Below are 18,912 nucleotides of genomic sequence, written 5' to 3'. Positions count from 1 at the left end.
CCTGCCCACTCGTCTTTCATGGCGCCCGCCGACCCCTCCGCCGGTACACAGCGCCGTTTCGGTTTTGCCGCGGCACTTCAACCTCCCCCCCCGAGCCAGAACTGCCGTTCCGACCGGGACGGTCAGCGGGACGCCGGGGTAGCGACCGGCCGGTCGTGGGCCGCTGCGTCGTGGTCCTCCAGGTTCCGCAGCCTCCGCACGGGGCTGAGGCCCACGATGACGGGCCCGAGCAGCAGCACGAACGCGGAGCCGAGCAGCACGGCTCGGCTGCCCACGTGCGCGGCGAGCACGCCGGCCGCGAGCGACCCGAGCGGGATCATGCTCCAGGAGACGAACCGTACGGTCGCCATCACCCGCGAGAGCAGCTCGGGCGGGCTCGCGACCTGCCGGTAGGTGCGCGTCACGACGCTCCCCGGCACCACGGACGCCCCGAAGACCATCGTGCCGACGGCGAAGCAGAGCCACCCCGCGGCGCCGGCGCCGAGCGGGACCAGCAGCGCGCCGGCGAACCCGACCAGCCCGTCGAGCAGCAGCACCCGCGCGGACCCGAAGCGCCGCACGAGCCACGGCGTGGCGGCCGCCGCGAGCAGCGACCCCACGCCGTCGGCGGCGAGCAGCACGCCCACCATCGCGGGCGGGGCGTCGAGGTCGCGCACCAGGTAGAGCGCGAACAGCCCGGCCTGCACGCCGCACACGAGGTTGACGACGCACGCCCACCAGGTGGCGGGCGCGATCACCGGGTGCCGCACCACGAACCGCCAGCCCTCCGCGATCATCTGCCCCATCCCGGGCCGCGCCTGCCCGTCGCCGAGGGCGGGCTCGTGACGCTCGGGCAGCCGCCGCAGCAGCAGGGCCGACACCACGTACGACACGGCGTCGACCAGCAGCGCGGGCACGGCACCCACGGCCTGCACGAGCAGTCCCGCCACCGACGGCCCGCCGAGCTGCGTGGCGGCCTGCGTGCCCGAGACGAGGCTGTTGCGGCTGGTCAGCTCGTGCTTCGGCACCACCGTCGGCAGGAAGGTCGTGTTGGCGGTGAAGAAGAACACCTCGGCCACGTTGACCGCGAGCGCCGCCAGCACGAGGTGGACCAACGAGAGCTCCCCGAGCCACCAGACCAGCGGGACGGCGAGGATCGCGGCGGCGCGCGCCAGGTCGGCCCCCACCTGCGTGGCGCGCAGCGGCAGCCGGTGCACGATCGCGCCGGCGGGCAGGCCGAGCACCACCCAGGCGAGGTACGACGACGCGGCCAGCAGGCCCGTCTCGACCGGGCCGGCGTCCAGCACGGTCACCGCGGCCAGCGGCAGCGCGACGGTCGTGACGGCGGTGCCGACGCCGCTGGTGGTGCTCGCGGCCCAGTAGGTCCAGAACGGCCGTGCACTCGTGGCCACCGGGCCACCTCCTCGTCGATGAGACTCCGCGGGGCCCGCCGGGAACAAGGCGGGGCCACGTCGTCGTTGGTAAGTTCCAAATTGGAACTTACCCCACGGCGCGGGATGGACGCACACCCCGGCCCGGCGAGAGGATGTGCCCCATGCGCCGCGAGGACCTTGCCGACAGCTCCTGCGGCATCGCGCAGTCCCTCGGCGTCGTCGGCGACTGGCAGAGCCTGCTGATCGTGCGCGAGGCGGCCGCCGGCGTCACCCGGTTCGAGGGCTTCGACCGCGAGCTCGGGCTGTCCCGCCGCGCGCTCACCGAGCGGCTCGGCGGGCTCGTCGAGCACGGCGTCCTGGAGAAGGTGCCGTACTCCGAGCGCCCGCCGCGCCACGACTACCGGCTCACCGCCCGGGGCGAGGGCCTGCTCCCCATGCTGCTGGCGCTGCAGGAGTGGGGCACGCGGTTCGTCATGGGCGACGGCGAGGTCAGCGGCGCGCTGGGCGACGGCGACCTCGCACGGGCGCGCGCGCTCGAGGGCACGCACGTGCCCGACGTCGCGCTCACGGCGCACGACGGCTCCACCGTGCGGCTCGTGGACCCCGACCGGTGGACCGCGCTGTTCTTCTTCCCCGGCGCGTACGCCCCCGGCACCCACGGCTACCCGCCGCGCTGGGGCGAGGTGCCCGGCACTGCCGGCTGCACGCTCGAGTGCGTCACCTACGGCCGCCGGCACGCCGACCTCGAGGCTGCCGGCGCACGGGTGCTCGGCGTGAGCACGCAGCACCCCGAGCAGCAGGCCGCGTTCGCCGCCCACGCCGAGCTGCCCTACCTGCTCGCGTCGGACCAGGACGGGCTGGCCGCGTCCGCCCTGCGGCTGCCCGTGTTCCGCGCCGGCGGCTCCGACCGGCTCAAGCGCGTCACGCTCCTGGTGGACCCGGCCGGCGTCGTCCGGCACGTGCAGGCGCCGGTGACCGACCCCGCCCAGTCGGTCGACGACGTGCTCGCCCTCGTGCGCGGGCTCGCGGCCACGACGCCGTCGGGGACGGCGGCGGCGAGGGCCCGGCGCTAGGGTCGGAACCAACCGGAGCCGGCGGAAGGAACCCCCACCATGACCAGCCCCACCAGCACGTCGGAGCACCGCTACCCGCACGTGGCCGAGGCGTCGATCCACGTGACCCAGCCGCCCGAGCGGGTGTGGGCCGAGCTCATGCACCCCGGCGCGCGCTGGATGCTCGGCGCGAACATCGAGACGGACTTCCGGCCGGGCAGCCCGATCACGTTCGAGGGCCACTTCTTCGGCCGTCAGTTCGCCGACAAGGGCGTGGTGATCGCCGTCGAGCGCCCGCGCCTGCTGCACTTCACGCACTTCTCCCCCCTGGCCGAGCTCGCGGACGTCGAGGACAACTACCACGAGATTCGCATTGCGCTCGAACCGGACGAGACGGGTACGGTCGTGTCCGTGAGGCAGGAGAACATCGACACGGCCCAGCACGCGACGAACTCGCAGGCGCACTGGCAGGACGCGCTCGCGACCCTCGCCCACCGCGACGGTGCACCTGCCCGACGCGCGTGACCCGCGGTCGGCCCGCACGGGCCGTCGCCGCCTCGCTCGCCACGACGCTCGTCGTCGTCCTCCTCGCCGCGTGCTCCGGCGCGGGCAGCGAGCCGTCGCCCGGCCCGGCATCCTCCGCCTCGGAGGGCTCGCCGTCGAGCTCACCCCGCCCGTCCTCGAGCCCGACGACCGCGTCCCCGAGCGCGACGACGTCCCCCGCCCCCGAGCCCACCGGCACCCCGACGCCCGACGACGTGCTCGCGGGCTGGACCCTCGAGCAGAAGGTGGGCCAGCTGCTCATGGTCGGGGTGTCGGTGAGCGACCCGGCCGCCGTGAGCGCCGAGTCGGTCCGCGACAAGCACGTGGGCAACGTGTTCCTGCACGGGCGCAGCACGGCCGGTGCGGAGGCGACCCGCGAGCTGGTCGACGAGTACACCGGCCTCGTGTCCCGCCGCTCGACGCACGCCACGCCGCTGCTCGTGGCCACCGACCAGGAGGGCGGCCTCGTCCAGGTGCTGCGGGGCCGGGGCTTCTCCGAGATCCCCAAGGCCACCGAGCAGGCCACGTGGAAGCCCGCCACGCTGCAGGACCGCGCCGAGGGCTGGGGCGACGAGCTCGCCGCCGCGGGCGTCAACCTCAACCTGGCGCCCGTGATGGACCTGGTCGACGAGGACGCCGCCGCGGACAACCCGCCCATCGGCTACTTCGGCCGGAACTACGGCTACACGCCGAAGTCCGTGGTGCGCTCCGCGAACGCGTTCGGCGCGGGCCAGCGGGCCGCCGGCGTCGAGCCCGTGATCAAGCACTTCCCGGGCCTCGGCCGCGTCACGCAGAACACCGACACCGACTCCCGCGTGACGGACGACGTCACCACCCGCGACGACGCGTCCGTGCGCGTCTTCGCCCGGGGGATCGAGGCGGGCGCCCGCTACGTGATGATGTCGAGCGCCGTCTACGAGCGCATCGACCCGGACGAGCCCGCCGTGTTCTCCCCCGTCGTCGTGGAGGACGTCCTGCGCGGCGACCTGGGGTTCGACGGCGTCGTCATGACGGACGACGTGTCGGCCGCCGCCCAGGTGCAGGACCGCTCGCCCGGCGAGCGGGCGGTGGACGCCGTCGACGCAGGCGTGGACCTGGTGCTCGCGTCCGCGGACCCGTCCGTCGCGCCCGCGATGGCGGACGCCCTGGTCGCGAAGGCCCGCAAGGACCCGGACTTCGCGAAGAAGGTCGACGCCTCCGCCCGCCGGGTGCTGGCCGCCAAGGCCGCCACCCTCCCGCCGAGGTAGTACCAGGCTCCGCGAGGTAGTCCCCGGGCTGCCGAGGTAGTACCGAACGCGGCGAGGTAGTACCGAACGCGGCGAGGTAGTACCGCCCGGGTGGAATCTGACTACCTCACGCAAGGGTGCACTACCTCGCCCGTTCCGGTACTACCTCGGCGGCCCCCGGTACTACCTCGGCGGGCTGCGCCGTCGGCGCCGTGCGCGCCTGACCTCGCGCGGCGGGAGCCTCGCCGGGCGAGGATCGAGCATGACCCGCACCGCCGGCGACGCCCTCGGCGCCGCGATCCGCGCCCACGCGGAGACGATCCTGCGCGGGCACGACGACGTGCGGACGGCCGCGGCCCGGGCACCGGGTGCGCCGGACGACGCGCCCGACGCGGTGCACGACGCCCGCGTGGCGGTCCGGCGGCTGCGCGCCACGCTGCGAGTCTTCCGGGACGGCACGGCCCCCGAGCCGGGCACGGTCGGGGCCCTCACCTGGTGGGTGCGCACCCTCGGCGCGGCGCGCGACGCCGAGGTGCGGCGGACGGGCCTGGCGGAGCTCGCCGCGGGCCTCGAGCGGCCCTCGCCCGAGGTGCTCGCGGGTCTGGCGACGCTCGACGGCGCGCTGGTCGCGGCCGACGCCGCCGCCCGGGCGGAGGTGACGGCGGCGCTCGCGTCGGCCCGGTGCCGGGACCTCACCGCGCGGCTCGACGCGCTCGTCACGGCGCCTCCGCTGACCGACCGGTCCGGGGAGGCCGCGGCGACGACCCTGCGCCCCGCAGTCGTGCGCGAGCTGGGACGGGTGGGACGGCACGCCGGGCCGGTCGCCGCCTGGCGGGGTCCGGGGACGGGCGACCGGCCGCCGCCCGACGTCGTGCACCGTCTGCGCAAGGCGGTCCGCCGGGCGCGCTACGCCGCCGAGGTGCTCGCGACGTCCGGCGACCGCGCCACCGACCGCTGGGCCGACGACGTCGTCGCGCGCCACCGCGAGCTGCAGGACCTGCTGGGCACCGTGCACGACGCCGACGTGCTGCGCGCGACCCTGGCGGCGCTGCGCGAGCCGCGCACCGCCGCGGCGGTCGACGCGTGCGAGCGGCTCGGCGACGACCGTGCCGCGCAGGCCCTCGCCGCCGCGGCTGCCGCCGTCCGCTGAGCCGGAAACGCGGCCGAGCACGCGATCCGTCGCGCCATCAGGTCGGATGGTGCGACGGATCGCGTGCTCGAAGGCAGGTCGGTCAGTGGCCGCCGGAGACCAGGAAGACCAGCCCGAAGGCGATGGCCCCGACGACGACGCCCATGCAGGCGATGGCGCCCGCGAGGCGGGCCGGCGACGGGCGCGGGATGGCGACGGCGCGCGACGTCGGGGCGTCGTTCGCGTCGGAGGACGACGGGGCGACCGGACCGCCCGACGCGTCGGCCGGCGTCGTACCGGCCAGCAGCCGCAGCCCGAGCGCGAAGAGCGCGGGGATGCCTGCGCCGACGATCAGGCCGGCCACGAGGACCTGGCCGAGCGAGCCCCACTCGATGAAGTTCATGCTCCCACCTTCGGGTTGGACGGGGCGCTGACGGTGCCCACGGCGGCGACGGCCGGCGCGACGGACGAGGCGGTGGCGACGGCGGGCACGGGCCCGACGCGCTCGCCGCCGGCCTCGCCGGTGGTGGCGGCGACGGGCTCGACGGACGCGCCCTTCTCCTCGTCCCAGGCCTCGTTGACGTTGGTGTGGTCGACGGGCTTGCGCCGCGAGGCGACCCAGATCGCCGCGGACGCCACGACCAGCAGCACGAAGACGGCGATCGTGCCGGCGGCGCCGCCGATGGACGACTCCAGCCAGTGGCACAGCGCGCCGACCAGGCCGGCCGCGGGGAGGGTGACCATCCAGGCCACGAACATGCGGCCCGCGACGCTCCAGCGGACCTTCGCGCCCGGCATGCCGACGCCCGAGCCGAGCACGGAGCCGGTGGCGACGTGCGTCGTCGAGAGCGAGAAGCCGAAGTGGCTGGACAGCAGGATGACGGCGGCGGACGACGTCTCGGCGGCCATGCCCTGGCGGGTGTCGATCTCGACGAGGCCCTTGCCGAGGGTGCGGATGACCCGCCAGCCGCCCAGGTAGGTGCCGACCGCCATCGCGAGGGCGCAGGACAGGATGACCCAGAACGGGACGCCGGAGTCGGCCGGCACGGCGCCGCCCGCGATGAGCGCGAGCAGGATGATGCCCATCGACTTCTGCGCGTCGTTGGTGCCGTGCGCCAGGGAGACGAGCGAGGCGGAGCCGATCTGGCCCCAGCGGAAGCCGCGGTTCGTCACGTCCTGCGGCACGCCGCGGGTCAGGCGGGCCACGAGCCACGTGCCCACGCCGGCCACCGCGATGGCGACCACGGGGGCGATGAGGGCGGGCACGAGCACCTTGGAGATCACGCCCTCCCACAGCACGCCCGACGTGCCGACGGCGGCGAGCACGGCGCCCACCATGCCGCCCACGAGGGCGTGCGAGGAGCTGGACGGGATGCCGAACAGCCAGGTGATGAGGTTCCAGACGATGCCGCCGACCAGGCCGGCGAGGACGACGGGCAGGGTGATCACCCCGGCGTCGACGATGCCCTTGGCGATCGTGGCGGCGACGGCGAGGGAGAGGAAGGCGCCGACGAGGTTGAGGACGGCGGACAGCGCGACGGCGGTCCGGGGCTTGAGGGCTCGGGTGGCGATGGAGGTGGCCATCGCGTTGCCCGTGTCGTGGAACCCGTTCGTGAAGTCGAAGGCGAGTGCGGTCACGACGACGAGCGCGAGCAGAAGCGTCTCGGTCACGGCACCCATCGTGGGGGGTGAACCTGAGCGTTTTCGACCGCCGGTGGGCCGTTCGGTGAACTGTTCCGGGACTGTTCACCTGTTGTTCATCTGACGGCGGCGTGTCGTGCTCGCGCGTGGCGGACGGCCTCCGCGAGAGCTACGGCAGGGGCGGCGCGGAGCCCCCGTAGTGCGCCGCCAGGCGGCGCAGCCCCTCGTCGACGGTCACCGCCGGGACCCAGCGCAGGTCGCGGTGGGTGGCCCGCTGGTCGAACCAGTGCGCGGTGGACAGCTGCTCGGCGAGGAAGCGCGTCATCGGCGGCTCGTCGGCGCCGGGACGCACCCGCCACAGGGCCTCGACCAGGCCGCCGGCCGCCCGTGCCAGGCCGGCCGGCACCCGCCACGCGGGCGGGCGGGCGCCCGCGGCCCGGCAGATGCCGGACAGCAGGTCGGCGACGGTGCGCGGCTCGCCGTTGGTGAGCACGTACGCCCGTCCGCCGACGACGTCGGGCGCGTCGCCGAGGCGGTCGAGGGCGGCGAGGATGCCGTCCGCGGCGTTGTCCACGTAGAGCGTGTCGATGAGGGCCGCGCCGTGGCCCAGAAGCGGGAGACGGCCGTGGGCGGCGCGGTCGACGACGCGCTCCACGAGCTGCGTGTCCCCCGGCCCCCAGACGATGTGCGGCCGGACGGCGACGACCCGCGGCCCGCCGCCTCGGGCACCGCCGGCGTCGCGCCCCAGCGCGAGCACCTCGGCGGCGGCCTTGGTCCGCGCGTAGTCGCCGCGCGCGCCCTCGGGGTCGGCGGGGGTGGCCGGGGCCCCGACGAGCGACGTCCCCAGGTGCGCGACCGACGGCGACGACACCTGCACGAACCGGCGCACGCCCGCGCGCTCGGCGGCGTCCAGCAGGGTGCGCGTGCCGCCCACGTTCACCTCGTGGAACTCGGCGGGCGCCCCCGCGAGGGACACCTTGGCGGCGAGGTGCACGACGGCGTCGGCCCCCTCGACGGCCCGCGCGACGACCTCCGGGTCGGTGACGGAACCGAGCACGTCGGCCGCTCCGTCGACGCCGGACGGGCGCCGCTGCAGGGTGCGCACGTCGTCCCCCCTGGCCACAAGGGCGCGGGTCACCGCGCCGCCGAGCAGCCCGGACGCGCCGGTCACGAGCACGGTCACGGCTGCCCCACCCGTCCGCCGGTGAGCACCCCGTCAGCCCACCTCGCCAGCCGGGTGCGGTCGACCTTGGAGTTGTGCCGCACGTCGGTGGGCATGCGCGGCACCGCCAGCACGGCGGCCAACGGCACCGACGACGCGGCCCGCGCGGCGGCGGCGAGGTCGTCCGGCGCGAGGCCGGGGCGGCGCGTGGTGCTGGTGGTCTCGACGACGGCGACCGCCTGGTGCACCCCCGCGGGCCCGACGCCGACGACGGCGGCGCGCCGCACGGCGGGCACCCGCTCCACGTGCTGCTCGGGGCCCACGGGCGCCAGCGGCCCGTCGGCGGTGCGCAGCACGTGCGCGAGACGCCCCTCGATCCACAGGCGACCCTGGTCGTCCAGGTGCCCGACGTCGCCCGTGCGGTGCCAGCGACCCGGCGGGGTGTCGCGCTCGGCGGCCACGTCGGTGAGCCAGAGGCGGTCGTAGCGCTCCTTGAGGTGACCGGCGCGCACCAGCACCTCGCCCAGCACGCCCGGGTCCGCGGACGGCGCGCCGGTCGCGTCGCCGTCGTCGTCGAGCGCGCTGACCAGCACCTCGCCGCCGCCGACGGGCCGGCCCACGCAGACGCCGGCGTCCGGCGCCGTGGCCGCGTCCCGGATCCCCTCGAGCGTGATGTCCGTGACGAGGAGGCACTCCGTCATCCCGTACGGGGTGTGCGGGGTCGCCGCCGGCATGAGCGCCGCCGCCGAGCCGAGCAGCTCCGCCGAGATCGGCGCGCCCGTCGACAGGAAGGTCCGCACCCGGGCGAGGGCCGCCCGGTCGGCGTCGTCGAGCGCGTCGGCGGTGTCGACGACGTTGAGGATCGCCGCCGGGGACAGGAAGACGATGCGCGCGTCGGACGCCGTCACGGCGTCGGCGACGGCCCGCGCGGTGAGCGTCGCGGGCGACGACACGTCCATCACCGGCGTCACCGACCGCGTGCCGAGCGCCGGCCCCAGCAGGGCGAACGGAGCGAACCCGGTGACGAGGCCCGTCTCGGGCCCGACGTCGAAGTGCGCGGCGAGCGCGTCGCGCAGCTCCGACAGCTCGGCGTGCCGGTAGACGACGCCCTTGGCCGGGCCGGTCGAGCCCGACGTGAACAGCACGGCGGCCTCGTCGTGCGGGCCGGGCTCCGGCGGCAGCGGGCGCCCCTCGCCCGCCCGGGCGACGTCGACCAGCTCGTGCGTCACCCCGAGAATCCGACGCACGGTGGGCGCCAGCGGCTCGGCCGAGATCCGCACCCCCGGCCAGCCCAGCGCCCGCGCCGCGGCCAGGCCCTTGCGCTGCGCGACCACGAACCGCGGCCACGCCCCCCGCTGCGCCCGCGTCAGCCCGCGCACGCCCAGCCCGGCGTCGGCCACCACCACGACGGCCCCGATCCGCAGGCACGCGTACACCAGCGCCGTCAGCGTCGGGCCCGGCTCCACCAGCAGCGACACCCGGTCGCACCGCCGCACGCCGATGCCGTGCAGCCCGGCGGCGATGCGCCGCACCTGCCGGTCCAGCGCCCGCCAGCTCGCCGTGAACGGACGCCCGTCCGCGCCGTCCGCCGTCGTGGAGGCCGTCATGTCCAGCACGGCCGCCGCGTCGTCGTCGGCCCGCGCGTCCAACGCCGCCCACAGCGGCACGAACGGTGTCGTGGAGTCGTCCGACGAAGCGGGCGGCGGGGTGATGCTCGAGGCGGAGGGGTCGGGGACCTCCGCCGACAGCGAGGACAGCCACGACAACACCGAAGGAGCCCAGTCGACGTCCTCGGCGATGAGATGACCAGCCTCGGCGAACCGGTGCACGTGCGCGTGCGGCAGGCGGCGCACGAGGTCGTCGAGGTACCGGTCGGAGAAGATCGGGTCGTGCGGCCCCCACAGCAGGACGGCAGGCACGGTGAGCCGGGCGACGCCGGCGGCGATGCGGTCCAGCTCGGCCGCGCTGGGGTGCGCGGCGCTTGTGGGGATGTCGGCGACGAAACCCTCGATGCCGTCGCGCTCGTGGGCGGCGAGGTAGGGCAGGCGGTAGGCCGCGGCGACGTCGGCGGCCAGCCGCGGACGGGCCAGCGACAGCGTCGTCTCCAGGAAGGCGCGGGTGGTGCGCGTGCCGAGGCGGTGCACGGGCCCGGCGAGCGCGAGGCGCAGCGGCGCGGGCACCGGCGCGTCGTCGGGCTGGTGCACGGCGGTGTTGAGCAGCGCGACGCCGGCGAGCAGGTCGGGGTGGTCGACGGCCCAGCCGAGCGAGACGACGCCGCCCCAGTCGTGGCCGAGCGTCACGACCGGCCCCGTCAGGCCGAGCGCGTCGGTGAAAGCGCCGAGGTCGGCGACGCGGCGGGCGAGCGGCCGGTGCTCGCCGGAGCGCTGGGACAGGCCCATCTCGAGCTGGTCGACGGCGACGACGCGCCAGGCGGGCGCGCCGGCGTCCGCGGCGTCCAGCGCGTCGGCGACGAGCCGCCGCCACAGGTACGACCAGGTGGGGTTGCCGTGCACGGCGAGCACGGTGCCGACGGGCTCGTGCCCGCGCGCGGCCAGCTCGGGCCCGTTGTCGAGGTAGTGCCACGACGCGCCGCGCGCGTCGGTGAGCACGTGGCTGTGGCGCGGGTCGAGGCCGGGCAGGCCCGGCGGCACGGTGTCGGCGGGGCGGGGGGTCGGGGCGGGCACGCCCGTCACCACGCGAGCTCCAGCATCGCCGTGTTGATGCCGGACCCGACGCCCATGAGCAGCACGCGGTCGCCGGCGCTCAGCGAGTCCTGCTGCTCCACGAGGGTGATGGGGACGGACGCGGGCCCGACGTTCCCCAGCCGCTCGTACGTGGTGGGCACCTTGGCCCGGTCCAGGCCGACGGCCTCGACGATGGCGTCGGTGTGCACGCGCGACACCTGGTGGGTGACGTAGCGATCCATGCGCGCCCAGTCCCAGTCGGCGACCGCGTCCTTCCAGGCGTCGACGACGAGCTCGAGGCCGCCCTCGAGCAGCGCCTTCGCGTCGGTGAACATGCCCTCGGTGCTGCCGACGCACAGGTCGTGGAACTGCGTCGCGGCGCGCGTGACGCCGCCGAGGACGCGGTGGCCCTCCGGATGCTCGTCCGTCCGCCCCAGCACGGCAGCGGCGGAGCCGGAGCCGAGGGTGAGCGAGGCGAACTCCTGCATGAAGTCGTCGCGGCCGCGGTCCTCCTGCAGGAGCCGCTCGATGGTGCGGTCGTGGATGACGTCGGCGTCCTCGCCGTCCACCACGACGGCGTACCGGACCTGGCCGGACTCGATCATCCCGGCGGCGAGGCTCATGCCGTTGATGAAGCCCAGGCAGGCGTTGGCGACGTCGAAGTTCACGGCCGACGACGGCAGCCCGAGCCCGTGGTGCAGCCGCACCGCGACGGACGGCTCGAGGTGCCGGCGCGTCACGGACGTGTTGATGAGCAGGCCGACGTCGGCGGGCTCGACGCCCGCGACGGTGAGCGCCTCGCGCCCGGCGGCGACGGTCGCGTCGTCGACGTCCTCGTCGGCGGCCCAGGCGCGCCGCTCACGCACGCCGGCGACGCGCTCCAGCAGCGTGGTGGGGAGCCGCAGCCGGCGGAGCGCGGGGGCGAGCCGCTGCTGCACGGCGGCCGAGGTCCGCACCCCGGCCGGGATCCTGCTGGTCACGGCCAGCAGGGAGACCCCTGCGAACCTGGTGGTGGCGTTTCCTGACACACGAGCTCCAGACGACCGGTCGTGCGCGAGCGCACGGAGCCGGCTCAGCGACGAGTTGGCGGGGTCGCGCGACCCCGGCCCCGCGACGTTACGACGTCCGGGGCGCGCCCGCCGTTCCAACCCCGCGATGTGGGATCGGCCACGCAGGGTTCACCCGCGGCGCGCCCGGGTCGCGCAGCCGTCCCTCACGCCGCGCCGAGGACGTCCAGCGTCCACGCGTGCTCGAACGCGATCTCCTCCCAGCGCGCGTACCGCCCGGAGACGCCGCCGTGCCCGGCGGACATCTCGATCTTGAGCAGCGCCGGGGCGCCGGCGGCCCGCAGCCGCGCGACCCACTTGGCGGGCTCCACGTACAGCACGCGGGTGTCGTGCAGCGACGTCGTCGCCAGCACCCGCGGGTACGCGGACGCGTCGTCGGGCACGTTCTCGTACGGCGCGTACCCCTTCATCCGGGCGTACACCTCGGCGTCGTGCAGGGGGTCGCCCCACTCGTCCCACTCGACGACGGTGAGCGGCAGGGTGGGGTCGAGCATCGAGGTGAGCGCGTCGACGAACGGCACGCCCGCGAGCACGCCCACGAACAGGTCGGGCGCCAGGTTGAGCGCCGCGCCCACCGTGAGCCCGCCCGCGCTGGCGCCGTCGGCCACCATCCGCTCCGGCGACGTCCAGCCCGTCTCCACGAGGTGCCGCGCGCACGCGACGAGGTCGCTGAAGGTGTGCTCCTTGGCCGCGAGCTTCCCGTCGTCGTACCAGTGCCGGCCCAGCTCGCCGCCGCCACGCACGTGCGCGACGGCGAAGACGACGCCGCGGTCCAGCAGGCTGAGGCGCGGGACGGAGAAGTACGGGTCGATGCTCGTCTCGTACGCGCCGTACGAGTACAGCAGCAGCGGTGCGGGCTCGGCGCGCGTGCCGGAGCCGTCGAGCGTCACCGCGTCGCGCCGCCACACCAGGCTGATCGGCACCCGCGTGCCGTCCTGGGCCGTCGCCCACTCGCGGTGCTGCGCGTAGTCGGCCGGGTCGTAGCCGCCCAGCACGGGCTGCCGCTTGCGCACGTGCCGCTCGCCCGTGGCGAGGTCGACGTCCACCACCGTGGCGGGCGTGACGAACGACGTGTGCTGCACCCGCAGCAGCGGCTGCTCCCACGTGGGGTTCGCGTCGAGGGCCACCGAGAACAGCGGCTCGTCGACGTCGATCTCCCGCGCCGTCCACGACTGCTCGCCCGTCGTGCGCGCCAGGTCGACGACCGCGACCCGCGGCAGCGCCTCGCGCCGCAGGCTCAGCACCACGTGGCGCGCGAAGGCGTCCACGCCCTCGAGGCGCACGTCCGGGTCGTGGGGCACGACGACGCGCGCCGCGGCCGGGTCCAGGGCACCGGCGGCGCCGTCGTCGCCCGCGCGGGCCGGGACGTCCGCCACGACCAGCTCGAAGTTCTCCGCGCCGTCGTTGTGCAGCACGAGCAGCGCGTCGCGGCCCGCGCCGTCGCCGTCGCCCAGCACGGCGTGCTCGACCGTGTACTCGACGTCGTCCCGCCGCTCCCAGACCACGCGGAACTCGCCCGTGGGGTCGTCCGCCTCCAGGACGCGCGCCTCGCTGGTCGTCTTGGACCCCGCCTCGATCACCAGGTAGCGGCGCGAGCGCGTGAGCCCGACGCCGATCCAGAACCGCTCGTCGGGCTCCTCCAGCACCAGCACGTCGTCCGACGCCGGCGTGCCGACCTCGTGCCGCCAGATCCGGTAGGGCCGCCACGCGTCGTCGACCGTGGGGTAGAAGACGTACCGGCCGTCGGGCGTGAGCACGGCGCCCGGGAACGTGCCCTCGACGACGTCGGGCAGGTCCGCGCCCGTCGTCAGGTCGCGCACGCGCAACGTGAACCGCTCGTCGCCCTGGGTGTCGACGGCGTAGGCGAGCCGCGCGCCGTCCTCGGACACGTCGAACGAGCCGAGGGAGAAGAAGTCGTGCCCGTCCGCCGCGACGTTCTGGTCGAGCAGCACCTGCTCGCCGGGCGGCACGGAGCCCGCCTCGATCTGCGGGGGCGCCCACTCCCCCGCGGCGGGCACACGCGCGTGGATCGGGTACTGCCGGCCCTCCTCGGTGCGCGTGTAGTACCAGGACCCGCCCATCCGCACGGGCACCGACAGGTCGGACTCGAGCGTGCGCGCCTTGATCTCGTCGAAGACCGCCTGCCGCAGCGGCGCCAGGTGCGCCAGCCGCGCCTGGGTCCACGCGTTCTCCGCCTCCAGGTGCGCCAGCACCTCGGGGGAGGACTTGTCGCGCAGCCACTCGTAGTCGTCGACGAACTCGTCGCCGTGGTGCCGGCGCACGGTGGGGCGGCGCTCCGCCACGGGAGCGCGGTCGGGGACGGGGTCAGGGGAGGCGTCGTCGGTGGCGTCGAGGTCTGCGGGGGCGGTCAGGTCGTCGGGCACCCGGCCAGCCTAGGTCCGCGACGGCGAGGACCGGATTCCGCCCGCACGATGCCGGACTGTGACCTGGATCTGTCATTTGGGTCACATTTTCGTGGCTACACTCGCGGCACGCTCGCGAAACGCCGCGGATACATGGGGCCTTTAGTGTCCCTGCATCGACGGGGTGAGCGGGTGGAACCCCGGGCTCGCCCCGGGGGAACGACATCGACACACGGAGGACCCGGCCGATGACGACGGACCGACCGACCAGGGCGATCGCGCTGCGCCGCACGGTGGCAGCGCTTGCGATCGCCCTCGCCCCTGCCGTGCTCGCCTCGCCACCAGCGCAGGCAGCCCCAGGAGCGGACGCGGCGCACACCAGCAGCGCCGCCACCAGCACCACCGCTACCAGGCTCGCGACCGACGTCGCGACCGACTGCAAGCCCGACGACTCGACCGCTTGCGTCGCCGTCGTCGTCATGAACGACGCGGGCGACCGGATCGCCGACGCCGAGGTGACCATCACCGGTCCGGGCGGCTTCGACGAGACCGTCACCACCACGGCGGACGCCCCCGCGTCGGTGGCGGTGCCCGAGGTCGGCCGCTACACCCTCACGCTCGATCCCGCGTCTCTGCCCGCGGGCGAGCAGCTGCCGGACGGTGCGTCGACCGAGCTCCAGGTCACCGCCCAGACCGGCGGCACCGGACGGGCCGCGTTCCAGGTCGGCGGCGAGGCGGTGGCTCCCGAGAGCCCCAGCGCCGAGGCCACCACGACGGCACCGGGTGGCGACGAGGGCACCGACGCCGGGACCGGCACCACCACCGAGGGCGACGGCGTCGCGACGGCGCCGGAGGGCGACGCCTCCGAGCGGGCGTTCTCCTGGGGCCAGGTGTGGCAGCAGTTCGGCTCCGGCATCCGCTTCGGCCTGCTGCTCGCCCTCGCGTCCATCGGGCTCAACCTCGTCTTCGGCACCACCGGGATGTCGAACTTCGCCCACGGCGAGCAGTTCGCCCTCGGCGCCGCGCTCGGCTTCATCGCCATCAACCAGATGGGCATGTCGATCTGGGTCGGGGGCCTGCTGACCATCGCCGTCTGCGCCCTCACGGGCGTCGCGCAGGACGCCGCCATCTGGCGGCCGCTGCGCCGCCGGGGCACCCCGGTGATGCAGCTGATGATCGTCTCGATCGGCTTGTCGATCACGCTGCAGTACGTGATCCAGCTCCTCATCGGCGGCGGGTCGGAGCGCATCCTGTCGGCCAACCCGCGGCCCCTGACGCTGCTGGGGATCACGCTCAGCACCACGTCGTGGATCTCGATGGCGGTCGCGCTGGTGTGCCTGATCGGCTTCGCGCTCTTCCTCACCCGCACCCGGCTGGGCCGGGCCACCCGCGCCGTGTCCGACAACCCGGCGTTGGCCTCGGCCACCGGCATCGACCCCGACAAGGTGGTCCGCGTTGTGTGGATCCTCGCCACCGCGTTCGCCGCGCTGGCCGGGCTGATGTGGGGCATCTCGTTCGGGTCGTTCAACTGGCAGCTCGGCGTGCAGCTCCTGCTGCTGATGTTCGCCGCCGTGACGCTCGGCGGCCTCGGCACCGCGTTCGGCGCCCTCGTCGGGTCGATCCTCATCGGCCTCGTGGTCGAGCTGTCCAACCTCGTGATCCAGAGCGACCTGCGGTACGCGTCGGCGCTCGTGATCCTCATCCTCGTGCTCCTGATCCGGCCGCAGGGCATCCTGGGCCGCCGCGAGCGGATCGGCTGAAGGGAGACCGACCATGGACGAGTTCCTCAGAATCCTCACCCAGTCGCTCGCCGAGCTCATCGCCCCGACGACGGCCGCGTACGCGCTCGCCGCCATCGGGCTCAACCTGCACTTCGGGTACACCGGGCTGCTCAACATGGGCCAGGCCGGCTTCATGCTGCTGGGCGCCTACGGCTTCGGCATCGCGACGATCGCGGGGGCGCCGTTCTTCCTCGCGCTGCTCGTCGCCCTGGTCGCGGGCCTGATCTTCGCGCTGCTGCTCGGCATCCCGACGCTCCAGCTGCGCGGCGACTACCTGGCGATCGTCACCATCTCCGCCGCGGAGATCATCCGGTGGATCGGGCGGTCCACCTGGCTGCAGGAGTGGACCGGCGGGGCCTCCGGCCTCCAGGGCCGCAACTACAAGGGCACCTTCCAGGACCTGTCACCCCTGCCCGACGGCCGTACCGTCATCGGGCCGCTCGAGTACATCAACACCGGGTCCGACTCCTGGTGGACGCGGATCTTCGCGTGGGGCGTCGTCGCCCTGGCCCTGCTGTTCGTCTGGCTCGTCACCCGTAGCCCCTGGGGCCGCGTGCTCAAGGGCATCCGCGAGGACGAGGACGCCGTGCGGGCGCTCGGCAAGAACGTGTACTCGTACAAGCTGCAGTCGCTGGTGCTGGGCGGCATGCTCGGCGCCCTCGGTGGCGTCCTCTACGTGCTGCCGATCACCATCGCCCCCGACGCGATGGGCCGCACGATGACGTTCTTCGTGTGGACGGTGCTGCTGCTCGGCGGGGCCGCCACCGTCTTCGGTCCGGTGCTCGGCGCCATGATCTTCTTCGGCGCCTACATGTTCATGCGCACCGGGATGCGCGCCCTGTCCGAGAACACCGGGGTGGGGGACGTCATCAGCACCACCAACGTGGAGCAGATCGGCGGCATGCTGGTGGGTATCACGCTGATGCTCCTCGTGATCTTCAGGCCGCAGGGCATCCTCGGGAACAAGAAGGAGCTGGCCTTCAATGTCCGCTGACATGTCCGAAGAGACCACGTCCGGCCAGGCTCACGACGCGGCCGGCCCGCCCGAGTCCGTCGTCGACGCGGCGGCCGCGGCCGCCGTCGCCCCCACCTCGGCCGTCGCCGCCGAGGCGCGCGACGATCTCTCGCAGGTCGAGCCCGTCGTGGGGGCGCCCAAGCCGGACGCCATCCTCGTGGCCGACGACGTCGTGCGCCGTTTCGGCGGCATGACGGCGGTCGACGTCGAGCACCTCGAGGTGCAGCGGGGCGCGATCACGGCGCTCATCGGCCCGAACGGCGCCGGGAAGACGACGTTCTTCAACCTGCTCACCGGCTTCGACACGCCCGAGAGCGGTCGCTGGAGCTTCGAGGGGAAGTCGCTCGCCGGCAAGAGCGGGGCGCGCGTCGCCCAGTCGGGGATGGTCCGTACGTTCCAGCTCACGAAGGCTCTGTCGCGGCTCACGGTGCTGCAGAACATGCTGCTCGCGTCCCCGAAGAACCCCGGCGAGCGCTTCTGGCTCTCCTGGCTGCCGTTCACCTGGCAGGCGCACGAGAAGGAGGCCACCGAGAAGGCGATGGAGATCCTCGCCCGGTTCAAGCTCGACGCGAAGGCCGACGACTTCGCCGGGTCGCTGTCGGGCGGGCAGCGCAAGCTGCTCGAGATGGCGCGCGCCCTCATGACTGACCCGACGATGATCATGCTCGACGAGCCGATGGCGGGCGTGAACCCCGCCCTCGTGCAGTCCCTCCTGGGGCACGTGCAGGCGCTGCGCGACGAGGGCATGACGGTCCTGTTCGTCGAGCACGACATGCACGCCGTGCGGCACATCTCCGACTGGGTGGTGGTCATGGCGGAGGGCCGGATCGTGGCCGAGGGGCCGCCGGCGACGGTCATGCAGGACCAGGCCGTGGTCGACGCCTACCTGGGCGCCCACCACGACACCGACCTGGGCGACGACTCCCTGCTCGACCCCGAGATCCTGGCCCGCCTCGAGGCCGAGGAGGAGAAGCGATGAGCGACACCTCGACACTCACGACCCCCACGCACCCCGGCGGCGTCCCCGAGGGGAAGGAGCTCCTGCTGCGGGCCGACAACCTCGTCGCGGGCTACCTCCCCGGGGTGCACATCCTCGACGGCTGCTCGATCGAGGTGGGCAAGGGCGAGCTGGTGGGGATCATCGGCCCCAACGGCGCCGGCAAGTCCACGCTGCTCAAGGCGCTGTTCGGGCTGGTGAAGATCCACTCCGGCACCGTGACCCTCGGCGGCGACGACATCACCGGCATGAAGGCCAACACCCTCGTGGCGCGCGGCGTCGGGTTCGTGCCGCAGACCAACAATGTCTTCCCGTCGTTGTCGGTCGAGGAGAACATGCGGATGGGGGTGTACCTGCGCCCGAAGGTGTTCGACGAGCGCTGGTCGTTCATCCGCGACCTGTTCCCCGTGCTGCACGAGCGCCGCACCCAGCGGGCGGGCGCCATGTCCGGCGGCGAGCGGCAGATGGTGGCGATGGCCCGGGCGCTCATGATGAACCCGTCCGTGCTGCTGCTCGACGAGCCGTCGGCGGGCCTGTCCCCGGTGCGCCAGGACGAGACGTTCCTACGCACCCGGATGATCAACAAGGCGGGCGTGTCGATCATCATGGTGGAGCAGAACGCCCGCCGCTGCCTGCAGATCTGCGACCGCGGCTACGTGCTCGACCAGGGCAAGGACGCGTACACCGGCACCGGGCGCGAGCTGCAGTCCGACCCGAAGGTCATCTCCCTCTACCTCGGCTCCCTGGCGGAGGACACGAAGTAGCCCGCCGAGGTAGTACCGAACCTGCCGAGGTAGTACCGGACCTGCCGAGGTAGTACGCACGAGACACGACGACGGCGGCCGCTCGGGTGAGCGGCCGCCGTCGTCGTCGCGGACG

At 74.5% G+C, this 18,912-nt stretch carries 15 protein-coding genes; 8 read left to right on the top strand and 7 right to left on the bottom strand.

The genetic code is table 11. From position 1 onward, the window contains the following. Positions 1-122: 122 nt before the first annotated feature. Complete coding sequence (locus tag ACFCZN_RS19095) at positions 123-1,391, bottom strand: MFS transporter (protein ID WP_430557800.1); 1,269 nt, start codon at positions 1,389-1,391, stop codon at positions 123-125. A 143-nt stretch (positions 1,392-1,534) separates the two neighbouring features. On the opposite strand from ACFCZN_RS19095, the gene ACFCZN_RS19090 reads away from it, so the two are divergent. The 4 genes from ACFCZN_RS19090 to ACFCZN_RS19075 all read left to right on the top strand — a co-directional run bounded on the left by ACFCZN_RS19090 (position 1,535) and on the right by ACFCZN_RS19075 (position 5,344). Beyond that, positions 1,535-2,446, top strand: coding sequence for a winged helix-turn-helix transcriptional regulator (locus ACFCZN_RS19090; RefSeq protein ID WP_430557799.1), 912 nt, complete (start codon positions 1,535-1,537; stop codon positions 2,444-2,446). A gap of 39 nt (positions 2,447-2,485) precedes the next feature. Beyond that, the gene (locus ACFCZN_RS19085; protein ID WP_429765366.1) at positions 2,486-2,950 is read left to right on the top strand and encodes an SRPBCC family protein; all 465 of its coding nucleotides are present in this window, start codon (positions 2,486-2,488) and stop codon (positions 2,948-2,950) included. After that, complete coding sequence (locus ACFCZN_RS19080) at positions 2,947-4,215, top strand: glycoside hydrolase family 3 N-terminal domain-containing protein (protein ID WP_430557798.1); 1,269 nt, start codon at positions 2,947-2,949, stop codon at positions 4,213-4,215. Before ACFCZN_RS19085 ends, ACFCZN_RS19080 begins: the two co-directional genes overlap by 4 nt. A gap of 241 nt (positions 4,216-4,456) precedes the next feature. Next, positions 4,457-5,344 carry a CHAD domain-containing protein gene (locus tag ACFCZN_RS19075; RefSeq protein ID WP_430557797.1) on the top strand — a complete coding sequence of 296 codons (888 nt, stop codon included), beginning with the start codon at positions 4,457-4,459 and terminating at the stop codon, positions 5,342-5,344. 82 nt (positions 5,345-5,426) lie between these two features. Here the strand turns inward: ACFCZN_RS19075 and ACFCZN_RS19070 are convergent, their stop codons facing one another. From ACFCZN_RS19070 to ACFCZN_RS19045, 6 genes are all read right to left on the bottom strand, one after another. Beyond that, a complete protein-coding gene (locus tag ACFCZN_RS19070) occupies positions 5,427-5,726 on the bottom strand; it encodes a hypothetical protein (RefSeq protein WP_430557796.1) in 300 nt (99 codons plus the stop codon). After that, the gene (locus ACFCZN_RS19065; RefSeq protein WP_429765358.1) at positions 5,723-6,994 is read right to left on the bottom strand and encodes an inorganic phosphate transporter; all 1,272 of its coding nucleotides are present in this window, start codon (positions 6,992-6,994) and stop codon (positions 5,723-5,725) included. The genes ACFCZN_RS19070 and ACFCZN_RS19065 overlap by 4 nt, the downstream gene beginning before the upstream one ends. Before the next feature lie 139 nt (positions 6,995-7,133). After that, positions 7,134-8,147: an NAD-dependent epimerase/dehydratase family protein gene (locus tag ACFCZN_RS19060; protein WP_430557795.1), complete on the bottom strand. Its 1,014-nt coding sequence runs from the start codon at positions 8,145-8,147 to the stop codon at positions 7,134-7,136. Beyond that, a complete protein-coding gene (locus ACFCZN_RS19055) occupies positions 8,144-10,810 on the bottom strand; it encodes an alpha/beta fold hydrolase (protein ID WP_430557794.1) in 2,667 nt (888 codons plus the stop codon). The genes ACFCZN_RS19060 and ACFCZN_RS19055 overlap by 4 nt, the downstream gene beginning before the upstream one ends. Positions 10,811-10,815: 5 nt before the next feature. Next, the gene (locus ACFCZN_RS19050; RefSeq protein WP_430557793.1) at positions 10,816-11,838 is read right to left on the bottom strand and encodes a 3-oxoacyl-ACP synthase III; all 1,023 of its coding nucleotides are present in this window, start codon (positions 11,836-11,838) and stop codon (positions 10,816-10,818) included. Positions 11,839-12,023: 185 nt separating this feature from the next. Beyond that, the gene (locus ACFCZN_RS19045) at positions 12,024-14,261 is read right to left on the bottom strand and encodes a S9 family peptidase (RefSeq protein WP_430557792.1); all 2,238 of its coding nucleotides are present in this window, start codon (positions 14,259-14,261) and stop codon (positions 12,024-12,026) included. A 227-nt stretch (positions 14,262-14,488) separates the two neighbouring features. Between ACFCZN_RS19045 and ACFCZN_RS19040 the strand changes: the two genes are divergently transcribed. From ACFCZN_RS19040 to ACFCZN_RS19025, 4 genes are read left to right on the top strand one after another with little or no spacing between them, the layout of a single operon-like run. After that, complete coding sequence (locus ACFCZN_RS19040; RefSeq protein WP_430557791.1) at positions 14,489-16,000, top strand: branched-chain amino acid ABC transporter permease; 1,512 nt, start codon at positions 14,489-14,491, stop codon at positions 15,998-16,000. Between the two features lie 13 nt (positions 16,001-16,013). Next, the gene (locus tag ACFCZN_RS19035; RefSeq protein WP_429765349.1) at positions 16,014-17,015 is read left to right on the top strand and encodes a branched-chain amino acid ABC transporter permease; all 1,002 of its coding nucleotides are present in this window, start codon (positions 16,014-16,016) and stop codon (positions 17,013-17,015) included. Between the two features lies 1 nt (position 17,016). After that, positions 17,017-18,015 (top strand): ABC transporter ATP-binding protein, encoded by a 999-nt coding sequence (locus tag ACFCZN_RS19030; RefSeq protein ID WP_429765347.1) that lies wholly within the window; start codon positions 17,017-17,019, stop codon positions 18,013-18,015. After that, positions 18,012-18,797 (top strand): ABC transporter ATP-binding protein, encoded by a 786-nt coding sequence (locus ACFCZN_RS19025; protein WP_429765345.1) that lies wholly within the window; start codon positions 18,012-18,014, stop codon positions 18,795-18,797. The genes ACFCZN_RS19030 and ACFCZN_RS19025 overlap by 4 nt, the downstream gene beginning before the upstream one ends. Positions 18,798-18,912: the final 115 nt, after the last annotated feature.

It is taken from the genome of Isoptericola sp. NPDC056134 (assembly GCF_042264825.1).
Classification (GTDB): Bacteria; Actinomycetota; Actinomycetes; order Actinomycetales; family Cellulomonadaceae; genus Isoptericola; species Isoptericola nanjingensis.
Note: the sequence above shows the minus strand (reverse complement) of the source record. Positions and strands in the feature narration are given on the sequence as shown.

Excerpts from the sequence above, each read along its gene's own strand:
- ACFCZN_RS19090 (WP_430557799.1), top strand. The coding sequence starts at position 1,535 with ATGCGCCGCGAGGACCTTGCCGACAGCTCCTGCGGCATCGCGCAGTCC.
- ACFCZN_RS19040 (WP_430557791.1), top strand. The coding sequence starts at position 14,489 with ATGACGACGGACCGACCGACCAGGGCGATCGCGCTGCGCCGCACGGTG.
- ACFCZN_RS19070 (WP_430557796.1), bottom strand. The coding sequence starts at position 5,726 with ATGAACTTCATCGAGTGGGGCTCGCTCGGCCAGGTCCTCGTGGCCGGC.
- ACFCZN_RS19035 (WP_429765349.1), top strand. The coding sequence starts at position 16,014 with ATGGACGAGTTCCTCAGAATCCTCACCCAGTCGCTCGCCGAGCTCATC.
- ACFCZN_RS19030 (WP_429765347.1), top strand. The coding sequence starts at position 17,017 with ATGTCCGAAGAGACCACGTCCGGCCAGGCTCACGACGCGGCCGGCCCG.
- ACFCZN_RS19075 (WP_430557797.1), top strand. The coding sequence starts at position 4,457 with ATGACCCGCACCGCCGGCGACGCCCTCGGCGCCGCGATCCGCGCCCAC.
- ACFCZN_RS19085 (WP_429765366.1), top strand. The coding sequence starts at position 2,486 with ATGACCAGCCCCACCAGCACGTCGGAGCACCGCTACCCGCACGTGGCC.
- ACFCZN_RS19025 (WP_429765345.1), top strand. The coding sequence starts at position 18,012 with ATGAGCGACACCTCGACACTCACGACCCCCACGCACCCCGGCGGCGTC.